The sequence below is a fragment of the Pseudomonas sp. 05N433 genome (genome assembly GCF_056396925.1).
This window is the reverse complement of the sequence record NZ_JBFTML010000010.1, coordinates 255,708-267,104: the sequence shown is the minus strand read 5'-3', so window position 1 is coordinate 267,104 and position 11,397 is coordinate 255,708. Positions and strand designations below refer to the sequence as shown.

General features: G+C 59.5%; 11 protein-coding genes and 2 pseudogenes. 5 read left to right on the top strand and 8 right to left on the bottom strand.

The window, feature by feature from the left end; genetic code table 11:
- Positions 1 to 80 precede the first annotated feature (80 nt).
- The 4 genes from bufA2 (at position 81) to cfaB (ending at position 3,292) form a co-directional block, all read left to right on the top strand.
- On the top strand, positions 81 to 335 hold the full coding sequence (gene bufA2, locus AC1DIS_RS08220; protein WP_018927345.1) for a BufA2 family periplasmic bufferin-type metallophore: 255 nt from the start codon (positions 81 to 83) through the stop codon (positions 333 to 335).
- Positions 336 to 399: 64 nt separating this feature from the next.
- Positions 400 to 1,245: an MNIO family bufferin maturase gene (bufB, locus tag AC1DIS_RS08215; protein ID WP_064621173.1), complete on the top strand. Its 846-nt coding sequence runs from the start codon at positions 400 to 402 to the stop codon at positions 1,243 to 1,245.
- The gene (locus AC1DIS_RS08210; RefSeq protein ID WP_064621172.1) at positions 1,236 to 2,036 is read left to right on the top strand and encodes an HvfC/BufC N-terminal domain-containing protein; all 801 of its coding nucleotides are present in this window, start codon (positions 1,236 to 1,238) and stop codon (positions 2,034 to 2,036) included. The genes bufB and AC1DIS_RS08210 overlap by 10 nt, the downstream gene beginning before the upstream one ends.
- 71 nt (positions 2,037 to 2,107) lie before the next feature.
- Entirely contained in the window at positions 2,108 to 3,292 is a 1,185-nt protein-coding gene (cfaB, locus tag AC1DIS_RS08205; protein ID WP_018927348.1) for a C17 cyclopropane fatty acid synthase CfaB, read from the top strand.
- On the opposite strand, the gene cls is transcribed toward cfaB, so the two are convergent.
- Positions 3,289 to 4,728 (bottom strand): cardiolipin synthase, encoded by a 1,440-nt coding sequence (gene cls / locus AC1DIS_RS08200; RefSeq protein WP_477743530.1) that lies wholly within the window; start codon positions 4,726 to 4,728, stop codon positions 3,289 to 3,291. The genes cfaB and cls overlap by 4 nt on opposite strands.
- 132 nt (positions 4,729 to 4,860) lie before the next feature.
- Here cls and AC1DIS_RS08195 point away from each other — a divergent pair, with 132 nt between their 5' ends.
- The gene (locus tag AC1DIS_RS08195; protein WP_019580360.1) at positions 4,861 to 5,382 is read left to right on the top strand and encodes a DUF3617 domain-containing protein; all 522 of its coding nucleotides are present in this window, start codon (positions 4,861 to 4,863) and stop codon (positions 5,380 to 5,382) included.
- Between the two features lie 78 nt (positions 5,383 to 5,460).
- Here the strand turns inward: AC1DIS_RS08195 and AC1DIS_RS08190 are convergent, their stop codons facing one another.
- From AC1DIS_RS08190 to folE2, 7 genes and pseudogenes are all read right to left on the bottom strand, one after another.
- Positions 5,461 to 6,354 (bottom strand): His/Gly/Thr/Pro-type tRNA ligase C-terminal domain-containing protein, encoded by an 894-nt coding sequence (locus tag AC1DIS_RS08190; RefSeq protein WP_111453101.1) that lies wholly within the window; start codon positions 6,352 to 6,354, stop codon positions 5,461 to 5,463.
- A 34-nt stretch (positions 6,355 to 6,388) separates the two neighbouring features.
- On the bottom strand, positions 6,389 to 7,726 hold the full coding sequence (locus AC1DIS_RS08185; protein ID WP_477780819.1) for a dihydroorotase: 1,338 nt from the start codon (positions 7,724 to 7,726) through the stop codon (positions 6,389 to 6,391).
- A 2-nt stretch (positions 7,727 to 7,728) separates the two neighbouring features.
- The gene (locus AC1DIS_RS08180) at positions 7,729 to 8,289 is read right to left on the bottom strand and encodes a gamma carbonic anhydrase family protein (RefSeq protein ID WP_018927353.1); all 561 of its coding nucleotides are present in this window, start codon (positions 8,287 to 8,289) and stop codon (positions 7,729 to 7,731) included.
- Positions 8,286 to 8,981 (bottom strand): annotated as a pseudogene (locus AC1DIS_RS08175) (metal ABC transporter solute-binding protein, Zn/Mn family); the annotation flags it as partial. The pseudogene AC1DIS_RS08175 and the gene AC1DIS_RS08180, both read right to left, overlap by 4 nt.
- Positions 8,973 to 9,836 (bottom strand): annotated as a pseudogene (locus AC1DIS_RS08170) (metal ABC transporter permease); the annotation flags it as partial. The pseudogenes AC1DIS_RS08170 and AC1DIS_RS08175, both read right to left, overlap by 9 nt.
- A complete protein-coding gene (locus AC1DIS_RS08165) occupies positions 9,836 to 10,504 on the bottom strand; it encodes a metal ABC transporter ATP-binding protein (protein ID WP_477743532.1) in 669 nt (222 codons plus the stop codon). The gene AC1DIS_RS08165 and the pseudogene AC1DIS_RS08170, both read right to left, overlap by 1 nt.
- Complete coding sequence (folE2, locus tag AC1DIS_RS08160) at positions 10,501 to 11,397, bottom strand: GTP cyclohydrolase FolE2 (protein ID WP_477743533.1); 897 nt, start codon at positions 11,395 to 11,397, stop codon at positions 10,501 to 10,503. The genes AC1DIS_RS08165 and folE2 overlap by 4 nt, the downstream gene beginning before the upstream one ends.

The window sequence follows — 11,397 nt, the reverse complement described above, 5'->3', positions numbered from 1 at the left end:
CAGGGCAGCGCTCTCTAGTGCTGTGTCGGGACTGAACAACCTTCCAGCCGACACCCCTGACGATTACTGAGGATATACAAATGAACTTCAAAACCGCCACCGCCGGTGCCGCTCTCGCCTTTGCCGCTGCAACAATGTTCGCAGGTGTTGCCACTCAGGCTCAGGCCGCCGACGCTGCACAGGTTCACTGCTACGGCGTGACATCGTGCAAAGGCATGAATGACTGCAAGACAGCCGAAAACGCCTGCAAAGGTCAGGCTGTCTGCAAAGGGCATGGCTTCAAGGCAATGACTCAGGCCGAATGCATGAAGGCCGATGGAAAAGTCGGCGAATAACTGACTGCCGAATGCCGTCGCGGTGGCTCTCTTGCCACTGCGGCACTTTGCGAGGAGTCCGCAAATGTCTGCTTCCCTTTCTTGTCTGGGCTACGGCCTGGGTTTGCGCAGTGCCTACTACCAACAGATTCTTGAACAGTCGCCAGCCGTGGACTGGTTTGAAGTGGTCTCGGAAAATTTCATGGTCCAGGGCGGCAAGGCGCTGTACTACCTGGACGCCATTGCCGAACGGTATCCCGTGGTGATGCATGGCGTATCGCTGTCTATTGGCGGTCCTCATGCCCTCGATCCGCAGTATCTGCAACAGCTGAAACTTCTGGCGGAGCGAGTTGAACCGGCATGGATCTCCGATCACTTGTGTTGGAGCCGCGGCAATGCCCATCAACTCCATGATTTGTTGCCGCTGCCCTACACCGAAGAAAGTCTTTATTACGTGGCCGGCCGAGTGCGGCAGGTTCAGGACGTCTTGCAGCGTCCGCTGGTGCTGGAAAACGTCTCCAGTTACGTGCGCAGCGCTGGCGACGAATTCAGCGAATGGGAGTTTCTTGATGCGCTCAGCCGGTTGAGCGACTGCGAGCTGTTGCTGGACATCAACAACGTCTATGTCAGCTCCCGCAATCATGGCTTCGATCCGTGGACATTCATTCAAGGGCTGCCGGCCAAAAAGGTTCGACAGTTGCACCTGGCTGGCCACAGCGACCACGGCGATTACGTGATCGACACCCATGACCAGCCGGTGAGTGATCCGGTTTGGGCGCTCTATCAACAAACCCTGGAACACCTCGGGCCAGTCGCGACACTGCTGGAACGCGATGATCATTTCCCGCCTTTTGAAGAGCTACTTACCGAGTTGCAAAAGGCCCGGGCATTGGGTGATAGCGTGTTGACCCGGAGACTGAGATGCGCCTGAACGACTGGCAGCTGGCCTTTGAAACGTATCTGCTGGGTGAGCAGACAGCAGCCGATACCGCGCTAGGCGCGAGTCTTATGGGGGGGCCGACACTGGATGTGAGCACCGGGCTGGCGATCTATCACAACGCCTATCAGGCAAGGCTTCAGGAAGTTCTGCGCGGCGACTATCCGGTCATTTGGCATTGGCTGGGTGACGATGAATTCGAGCAGCTCGCGGCGGCTTACATTCGCCAGTGTCCGTCTGTTCATTACAGCCTGAGGTGGCTGGGTGAAGGGTTCGAGTCGTTTATTCGACAGCATTTAGTGCCAGAGCAAAGTGCAGCGCTGGGGGAGTTGGCGGCACTTGAGTGGGCATTCACGCTCGCGTTCGACGCGCCTGAAGGCGCGCCGCTGACGATACAGGACATGGCCGCCCTGAAGCCTGAAGACTGGCCGACGTTGCGGGTCAGCCCCAGCCCCTCTGTGCAATGGCTTGAGTGTGCTTTCAACAGTGTTGCGTTGTGGCGGGCAGTGAAGGATGAAACCGGGTTCCCCGGTAGTGCAGCGTTAGGGGCGCCCCAAGTATTGGTGATCTGGAGAGCGGGGCTGGTTTGTCATTACCGCAGCCTGGAACCTGCGGAGGCGGCAGCTCTAGACGGCTTGTTTCAGGGCGACTGGGATTTCGCTGAACTGTGCTCCGAATTAGCAGTCATCTATGGTGAGGATGCATCCCTTCAGGCTGTTACATGGCTGAAACAGTGGGTTCAGGACGGTTGGTTGCAGCCTCGAATCATAGAGAGCAGCTATTAAATCGATAGCCGGCTATTTTTCAAGGATGGACTACCCTCAAATCAGACGTCTGAAAATCAGGGGGATTATCCATGCTCGCGCAACTTCCACTGGCCTTACAGAATCTGCAGTTGCCGCTTCGCTTGCGACTCTGGGACGGCCATGAGTTCAACCTGGGGCCGACGCCCAGCGTCACCATTGTGGTCAAGGACCCGCACATGGTTACCCAGTTCACCCATCCGAGCCTGGACGCGCTGGGGGCGGCGTTTGTCGAAGGCAAACTGGAGCTCGAAGGCTCCATCAGCGACGTGATTCGTGTCTGCGATGAATGGAGTCAGGCGCTGATCAGCGAAGACGACGATGCGCAACCGGTGCGCCTGGTTCACGACAAGGAAACCGACGCCAAAGCCATCTCCTACCACTACGACCTTTCCAACGAGTTCTATCAGCTGTGGCTCGACAGCGACATGGCGTATTCCTGCGCCTACTTCGAGACCGGCAGTGAAACCCTTGAGCAGGCTCAACAAGCCAAGTTTCGCCACCTGTGCCGCAAGTTGCGCTTGCAGCCAGGGGAGTATCTGCTGGATGTCGGTTGCGGCTGGGGCGGGTTGGCGCGGTATGCCGCGCGGGAGTTCGGCGCGAAGGTGTTCGGGATCACGCTCAGTCAAGCGCAGTTGGATTTGGCTCGTGAGCGGGTGAAAGCCGAAGGCCTGGAAGACCAGATCGAACTGCAACTGCTCGACTACCGCGATCTGCCTCAGGACGGGCGTTTCGACAAGGTGGTCAGCGTCGGTATGTTCGAACACGTCGGCCACGCCAATCTGGCCGAATACTGCAAGACCTTGTTCGGCGCGGTGAAAGAGGGCGGTCTGGTGATGAACCACGGGATTACCGCCAAACACACCGACGGTCGTCCGGTCGGGCGCGGTGCTGGTGAGTTCATCGAGAAGTATGTGTTCCCCAACGGCGAACTGCCGCACCTGGCGATGATCTCGGCCGAGATCAGCGAAGCGGGGCTGGAGATTGTCGATGTCGAGAGCCTGCGCCTGCATTACGCGCGGACCCTGGACCACTGGAGCGAACGCCTGGAAGACAATCTGGAAGCCGCCGCCAAACTGGTACCGGAGCAGGCACTACGGATCTGGCGGTTGTATCTGGCGGGATGCGCCTATGCCTTCGCCAGAGGCTGGATCAACCTGCATCAAATCCTCGCGGTGAAAGCCCATCCCGATGGCAGCCATGAACTGCCGTGGACCCGCGACGACATCTACAACTAGAGAATCGGCGAAATAAGCCGGGCGATCCGCATGCCGACCTGTTGCAGGCGGTGGGTTTCCCGGCTTTCTTCTTTGGCGATTTCGTGAGCCTGGGCGAAATCGTGGTTGAGCATCTGCTCCACTTCGGCGGCAAACCCGCTGTCGACCGTCAGCAGCATCACTTCGAAATTCAGCCGGAACGAACGGTTGTCCATGTTGGCGCTGCCGATGGCGCTGATTTCGTCGTCGATCAGCACCACTTTCTGATGCAGGAAGCCGGGTTGATAACGGAACACGCGCACCCCGGCACGTACGGCTTCGAAGGCATAAAGGCTGGAAGCGGCGTAGACGATCCGGTGATCCGGCCGCGATGGCAACAGGATCCGTACATCCACACCGCGCAGCACCGCCAGTCGCAACGCGGCGAACACCGCTTCGTCGGGGATGAAGTAAGGGCTGGTGATCCACACGCGTTCCGTCGCCGCATGGATGGCTTCGACGAAGAATAGCGAACAGGTTTCGTAGGAGTCCGCCGGGCCGCTGGCCAGTAATTGGCAGAGCACGCCGTCATCCGGATAAACGTCTGGCAGGATCAGTGGCGGCAGCGAACGGGCCGCCCAGAACCAGTCTTCGGCGAAGGACTCCTGCATGCAGGCCACCACCGGCCCGCGAACTTGCACGTGGGTATCGCGCCAGGGCGCCAGGGGTGGTTTCTCGCCCATGTACTCGTCGCCGACATTGAGCCCGCCGACAAATCCGACAAGCCCGTCGACGACTACGATCTTGCGGTGGTTGCGGAAATTCACCTGGAAGCGGTTGAGCCAGCCGCTGCGGGTGGCGAAGGCTTTGACCTCGATACCGGCATCTCGCAATGGTTGCACATACTCGTGGGGCAGGGAGTGGCTGCCGATGCGGTCGTAGAGCAAGTAAATCGCCACGCCCTCGGCGGCTTTCTTCGTCAGCAGGGTGTGCAGGCGTTGGCCGATGCGGTCATCGTGGATAATGAAAAACTGGATAAGCACCGCTTCACGGGCGTTGCTGATGGCGTCGAAAATTGCATCGAACGTGGCTTGGCCGTCGATCAGCAAGCGCACATCGTTGTTTGCCAGGCATGGCATGCGCCCCAGCTTCGGCATGGCCCGCAAAGACGCGTAAGCGCTGGAGGCACGCGCAGCCAGTGCCTCTTCTACCCAGGGGCGCCAGTTCAGTTCGGAGATGGCCTTGCGCATTTCCTCGTTGGCTTGCCGTCGGGCCTTGATGTAACCATCGAAGGTGCTGCGACCGAAGACCAGATAGGGGATCAGCGTGAGGTAGGGAATGAACAGCAGTGACAGGGCCCAGGCGATCGAGCCCTGAGCGGTCCGAACGGTCAACACGGCATGGATGGCGGCGATCGAGCCCAGTGTGTGCAACAGTGCGATCAGATAACCGAATACATGCGGTCCGAAATAATCCATGGGGCAGCCTTGCTCCTTGAAGATTCAATGCTTAACAGACCATGTTCCGGGCAGAATGTCGCTATTTAATTGGCCCATGAACCGAAGCCCGTGGCCGACGTCTAACGGCCACTAATGATCAGGAGTTACTCGATGAACGTTCGTCTGCTGGGTTTGGCCATGGCGTTTGGTTTGGCACTTCCTGTGGCCGCTCAGGCACAGATGCTGCAACCGGGCTTGTGGGAGTTGACCTCAAGCAACATGAAGGTCGATGACCAGAACATGCCCGATCTGCAATTGATCCTCGGCCAGCTACAAAACCAGATGACCCCCCAACAGCGGGCGATGCTGGAGAAACAAGGTATCACCATGGGCGGCAAAGGGATTCGGGCGTGCCTGACACCTGAGCAGGTGAAGAGCGACAACATTCCGCTGACGGACCCGCAATCGGGCTGCAAGCAGGAAATTACCGAGCGTACCGGTAACCAGTGGAAATTCCGTTTCAGCTGTCCGAAAGCGCAGGGCAGCGGAGTGGCCACTTTTATGAGTGACCGTGAGTTCACCACCAAGGTCAACGGCACCTTCAACGCCACCGGCATTCAGCAGAAGGGTAGCCTCGATACTCGCGCTGTGTGGTTGGGTCAGGATTGCGGCACAGTGAAGCCAAGGGCCTAAAAGCTTTGCGGGTAGGCTCGTTCCCACCAGGTCATATGTGATCCCTGTGGGAGCGGGCTCGCCCGCGAAGGTGTCCGCTCAGGCACCAGCAGTCTTGGGCGGGTTCAACAAATCACACACCGCCTCAATCCCTTTCTCCCCGAAATCCTCCCCGCTGCCACTGCGCATGCTGACAAACCCACCGTCCTTTTCCTTCTCTCCGACCACCAACAGGTATGGCACTTTCTGGCTGTGCTGGCGAATCTTGCGGCTGATTTTCTCGTGACGCAGATCCGAGTTGGCGCGCAGTCCGCGCCGGCGCAGCGCTTCGGTCACCGAGTGCGCATAATCGCTCTGACGCTCATCGATATTCACAACCACGACCTGGGGTGGCGCTCGCCAGGTGTCCAGTTCCTGTTGGCTGGACCAACACGTGCCATAGATTCGTTGCTGCAACGTGCCGCTGATGTGGTCCAGTGCAAAGGCCTGCAACACCTTGGTGGTGGGAACATGCGGGCCTGCCGCGAAACCCTCGAAGTCCCCCAGACGATACAGCGATAGCCTTTCGGTTGGCGTTTGCTCCTGCCGGCGGATCGAATGGTTGGTCGCCGCCAATTCGCGCATACGCGCTTCGATCACTGGCAGAGCGGCCAGGGTTAAGGATCGCTGGAAAGCAAACTCATAAAAGAAGCCGTCACCCAGCGCCGATCCGGCCCGCAACTGCGTATTCGGATGTAGCTGTTTTACGGCCATGGCCAGCATCAGCGCACAGGAACGCCGGAGGATCTCCAGACCGTCGGGTTCCTGGGACGTGACGATGCTGACCCGCGCATCGCACTTGATCAGAAATCCGCAGTCCACCAGCACGCCGTCCACCCGACCCGCGAGCGCTGCATTAGCCAGGCCGAGGCTGATACTCGCGGCAACCTCAAACACGGACAGCGGTTGGTCATACTCACGCAATGAACCATCAGGCAGGGTGATGTGGATCATGATCGGTGTTCTCGAATGTTTTCGATAACGTGCGTCAGCGCATAAACCGTAGCGGTAAGCCCTGACAGTTATCATTAAGACGTTTGTCGTGCCACGCAATTTGTCCCGACACGACCGTGGTGCTGACGCTGTGGCGAAAGCGATGCCGGGCGAAGGGCGTCCAGCCACATTGCGAAAGGATGGGTTGCCGGGAAACGGCCACGCCATCGGGCTCGTGTTTGATCAACACCAGGTCGGCCCAATACCCTTCGCGCAGGTAGCCGCGGTCGGGGATGGCAAACAGATCGGCGACCCGATGACTGGTTTTGGCCACAAGGGTGGTGATCGGCACGATCCCATCAGCCACCAGTTCCAGCAGCGCGGGCAGGGCGTGTTGCACCAACGGCAAACCGGACGGCGCCTGGTTGTAGGGGCGCTGTTTTTCGGCCCAGGTGTGAGGCGCATGATCGCTACCGATCACGTCCAGTCGATTACCCGACAGTGCGTTGCGCAAGGCGTCGCGGTCGGCCTGGGTCTTGATTGCCGGGTTGCATTTGATCAGGTTGCCGAGGCTCGGGTAGTCGCGGTCGTCGAACAACAAGTGGTGCAGACAAACCTCGGCGGTGATGCGTTTCTGTGCCAGCGGCTTGTCTTCGAACAGTGCCAGTTCACGGGCGGTGGTCAGGTGCAAAACGTGCAGCCGGGTGCCGTGACGTCTGGCTAGATCGACGGCCATTGAGGAGGATCGAAAGCACGCTTCGGCATTGCGGATAAGCGGGTGAGCGGCGGGCGGAAGGTGCTCGCCGAACAGCTCTCGCAGGTTCRCCGCGTTGGCTTCAATGCTGGGCGTGTGTTCGCAGTGGGCCAATAAAAGGGTCGGCACCTCGGCGAATAACCGCTCAAGAATTCGCGGATCGTCCACCAGCATATTGCCCGTGGAGGCGCCCATGAACACTTTGACCCCGGCCACTTCGCAAGGATTGAGTGCGGCGACGGTATCGAGATTGTCGTTGCTCACGCCGAAATGAAAACCGTAATTGGCCACTGAGTGAGTTGCCGCTCGACGTTTCTTGTCTGCCAGCGCGGCGAGGGTCAGGGTGGCCGGCGAGGTGTTGGGCATGTCCATGAAGCTGGTGATGCCGCCGGCCACCGCAGCTCGAGACTCAGTATGGAAGCTGCCCTTGTCCGGTGCTCCTGGGTCACGGAAATGCACCTGGTCATCGATCATGCCTGGCAGCAGCCATTGGCCGTTTGCGTCGATTTCCACAGCGGCTTTTTCACCTTCGATGCTGCTGGCGATCTTGACGATGCGACCGTGGCTTACCAGCAGATCACCGTCGAATTCCCGACCTTCGTTCACCAGCCGGGCGTTGCGAATCAGCACGCTGCTCATGGTCAGAACTCGTTCTGCAGGGCTTTGTAGCCGCGCACCAAATCGACGTTGGTGCGCGCCACGTCTTCGGAAAACTCCGAGGCGCTGACGCTGACGGGTGGGAACTGCGACAGGTCGGTGTTGGGGCCGATGCGTGTAGTGGAGGGCACGTAGAAGGCGTCAGGCAAGTCACGACCATCGACTACCGAGTTGTGCCGCACCACGCAACCGTCGCCCACCGCGCAGTTGAACAGCACGCTGTTGAAACCGATGAACACGCGATTACCGACCCTGCAGGGTCCGTGGACGATGGAGCGGTGGGCGATGGAGCTGAACTCGCCGATGGTCACCGCCGCGCCGGACTTGGAGTGGATCACCACGCCATCCTGGATGTTCGAATTGGCGCCGATGGTGATTGCTTCCATCTCGCCCGAGTCGTCCACTTCATCGGCGCGAATCACCGCGTAGGGTCCGACGAAGACGTTCTCGCCGATCACCACTTTGCCGCAGATGATTGCGGTTTTATCCACGTACGCCGACTCCGCAATCAACGGCAGATCACCTGAAGGATTCTTGCGGATCATGGCTTGCTCAATGCCTCGTACAAAGTGTTGAGGTTGTATTCGAACAGCCCGGTGAAGGTGCTGGCCGGGCCGGTTGCAGCGAGGGCATCGGAGTACAACGTGCCACCGATATGCGCGCCGCTTTCATCAGCGATTTGCTTGAGCAGGCGCGTGTCCTTGATGTTTTCCATGAACACCGCTTTGACCTTGGCCTGACGGATCTGTGTGATCAGCGCAGCGACGTCGGCGGCCGAAGGTTCGCGTTCGGTGGACAGGCCTTGCGGCGCCATGAAGTTGATGCCGTAAGCCTGACCGAGATAGCCGAAGGCATCATGGGAGGTGACGATTTTGCGATTACCCGGCGGCAGCGAACCGAGCTTGGCTTTAGCCTCGGCGAGCAAGGCGTAGATCTTTTTCAGATAGGCCTGGCTGTTGTGTTCGTAGTCGGCTTTGTTTGCAGGGTCGGCGGCGATCAGCGCTTTGGTGATGTTGCTGATGTACAACTCGGTGTTCGCCAGGTTGTGCCAGGCGTGCGGGTCCGGGATGGTTTCGCCGTCTTCATCCAGCGAGCGCGGAATGACACCGTGGCTGGCGTTGATGACCGGGGCTTTGGTTTCGGTGCTGGTCACCAGGCGGTCCAGCCATGGCTCGAAACCCAGCCCGTTCTTGATGATCAGTTTGGTGTTGAGCAGTGCCTTTGCACATTGGGATGTGAGCAAAGGCGGGCGGCGCAGCAAACCGTGTACCGGACCGAACACCACGGACAGCAGATACACACCGCCAGCCACCAGCACGATTGCCGGGCCGCTGGGCAGCGAGTAGTAGAACGACAGCAACAATCCGAGCCAGACCGAGAGGCTGCCGAGCAACGCGGCGATGATGATCAGCACCGGCAAACGACGACTCCAGAAGCGAGAAGCGGCGGCCGGCAGCATCATCAAACCGACCACCATCAGCGCGCCGATAGCCTGGAAACCGATCACCAGGTTCAGCACCACCAACGTCAGAAATACCCCGTGAGCCAGCGGCCCGAGACGGCTGACGGTTTGCAGAAAGAGCGGGTCGAGGGTGTCCAGCAACAGTGGTTTGTAGATCAGGGCCATGGCGAGCAGGCTGAAGCCCGAGACCCAGAGCATGCCGGTCAAGGTCGGGCCATCGACCGCCAGCGCCGAACCGAATAACAGGTGCAACAGGTCCAGCCGCTTGCCGGCGATACCGAGGATAAGCACGCCGCTGGCCAGCGATATCGGGTAAATCGCGGCCAGGCTCGCGTCCTCCCGCAAGCCGGTGCGGCGGGTAATCCAGGCGGCCAGTCCGGCCATGCTCAAGCCGGCACCGAGGCCGCCAATGGTCAGCGCGGGCAGGCTCAAGCCTGCGTACCAGAAGCCCAATGCGGCGCCGGGCAAGATGCCGTGAGCCACTGCGTCGCCGATCAGACTCATGCGCCGCAGGATCAGAAACACCCCAAGCGGCGCCGTACTACAGGCCAGAACAAGGCCACCCAGCAGTGCCCGACGCATGAATACGAATTCGTGAAACGGTTGCCAAAGGTGAGCAGCGGCGATCATCAAGCCACCTGCGTCTGAGGTTGTTGGCGAATCAGCTCGGTACTGGGGCCGAGGACGCAGCCGCTGCTTTTGATCAGTAGCGCTTGTGGAATCTGTTGGCGCACGGCGGCCAGGTCATGACACACCACGACCAGGGTTCGACCGTCTGCATGCCAGGCGTGGAGGTGTTTCCAGAGCAGCGCCTGGCCGAGTTCGTCGAGCGCGGCGTGGGGTTCGTCGAGCAGCAGCAAGGGCGCTTCGGCAAGGCTCAGTCGGGCGAGTAGGGCACGTTGCAATTCGCCTCCGGAGAGGGCCATTAACGGGCGATGTTCCAGACCGGTCAGGCACCAGTCTTCCAGTGCAGCCTTGAGTCGCTGGCTGCGAATTTCCGGAGTTTGCTTGATGCCCCAGAAACCTGCGGCCACTAACTCTTGCAGACTGATGGGGAATTGTCGGTCCAGGTGTTGTTGCTGAGGCAGGAACGAAAGGCCGCCCTTGCGTGGAACATCAATGACGACGTTGCCGGCCAGTGGCTTTTGCAGGCCGGCGATGACTTTCAGCAGGCTGCTTTTGCCCGACCCGTTGGCGCCGATGACGGCGGTCAGACTCCCCTTGGGCAGTTCGAAATCAACCGCTGGAGTGAGCGGCTGACCGGGTGCGCCCCAGCGCAAGGCTTGGCATCGAATCATGCGGCCTCCCAGTTCCAGCGGCTTTCGGCGACGGCATCATGGGCGTGAAGGCTTTCAGCGTGGACGACTCGCACGTGAAAGGCGTTGATGCCCGGGGAGCGTTTCAATGCCAGGTTCAAGCGTCGCGCGGCATCTTCGCAGAACATCAGGTTCTGACCGTTGGCGAGGGCGAAAGCTTGTTCGTCGGCGCGTTTCACGGCGGTTTGCACAGCAGTGCCGAGAACGGCTTCCGCGTCGTTGATCGCGGCGATCAACGGCAGGTCATCCAGATAGTCATCCAGACGCAGCTGCAATTGCGCATTACTGCGTTGGCTATGCGGCGTCGCGACGATGCCTTTCGTGGAACCGAGCCAAGCCAGAACGTCTTCGTGTTGCAATGGTTGATTGGCGAAGTCATCAACGAATTGCTGCTGAATCAACTGCCTCGAGAGCGCTGCTGAGCATGGACAGGTTGAGGAATATGGAACGTCGATTTTTAGTTCCACGTGGAACATCGCGTTTTTCAGACTCGCTTCGATGCTCACCGGATAGGTTTTCCAGCCGGACAACGGACTGACGAGCGCGGGTCTTTTGAGCAGAAGTTCGGTGTGAATTTTTAGGTAAGCGTTGTGGGAAAGTCCTTCATGAGTCTCGAGAAAACTCAGCAAGACTCGCCGCAACAACGAGGGTGAAAGGTTTTCCTGCTCAAGCATTTCCAGCGCCAGGTACAGCCGCGACATATGGATGCCACGCGCCTCTCCATCGTCGAGGCTAACGCCAGCGTCGGCTTTTGCACTCAGTCGCTGGCCATCGAATAAAACAGGAAGAGCAATGCCGCACATGCCCACCCAATCGAGTGGCAGGGCTTGGCGTGAGGCCTGCGCGGCGATATCCGGCAGAGTCAGCGCATTCAT

Excerpts from the sequence above, each read along its gene's own strand:
- AC1DIS_RS08210 (WP_064621172.1), top strand. The coding sequence starts at position 1,236 with ATGCGCCTGAACGACTGGCAGCTGGCCTTTGAAACGTATCTGCTGGGT.
- cls (WP_477743530.1), bottom strand. The coding sequence starts at position 4,728 with ATGGATTATTTCGGACCGCATGTATTCGGTTATCTGATCGCACTGTTG.
- AC1DIS_RS08190 (WP_111453101.1), bottom strand. The coding sequence starts at position 6,354 with ATGATCCACATCACCCTGCCTGATGGTTCATTGCGTGAGTATGACCAA.
- AC1DIS_RS08195 (WP_019580360.1), top strand. The coding sequence starts at position 4,861 with ATGAACGTTCGTCTGCTGGGTTTGGCCATGGCGTTTGGTTTGGCACTT.
- AC1DIS_RS08165 (WP_477743532.1), bottom strand. The coding sequence starts at position 10,504 with ATGATTCGATGCCAAGCCTTGCGCTGGGGCGCACCCGGTCAGCCGCTC.
- bufB (WP_064621173.1), top strand. The coding sequence starts at position 400 with ATGTCTGCTTCCCTTTCTTGTCTGGGCTACGGCCTGGGTTTGCGCAGT.
- AC1DIS_RS08180 (WP_018927353.1), bottom strand. The coding sequence starts at position 8,289 with ATGATCCGCAAGAATCCTTCAGGTGATCTGCCGTTGATTGCGGAGTCG.
- cfaB (WP_018927348.1), top strand. The coding sequence starts at position 2,108 with ATGCTCGCGCAACTTCCACTGGCCTTACAGAATCTGCAGTTGCCGCTT.
- bufA2 (WP_018927345.1), top strand. The coding sequence starts at position 81 with ATGAACTTCAAAACCGCCACCGCCGGTGCCGCTCTCGCCTTTGCCGCT.
- folE2 (WP_477743533.1), bottom strand. The coding sequence starts at position 11,397 with ATGAATGCGCTGACTCTGCCGGATATCGCCGCGCAGGCCTCACGCCAA.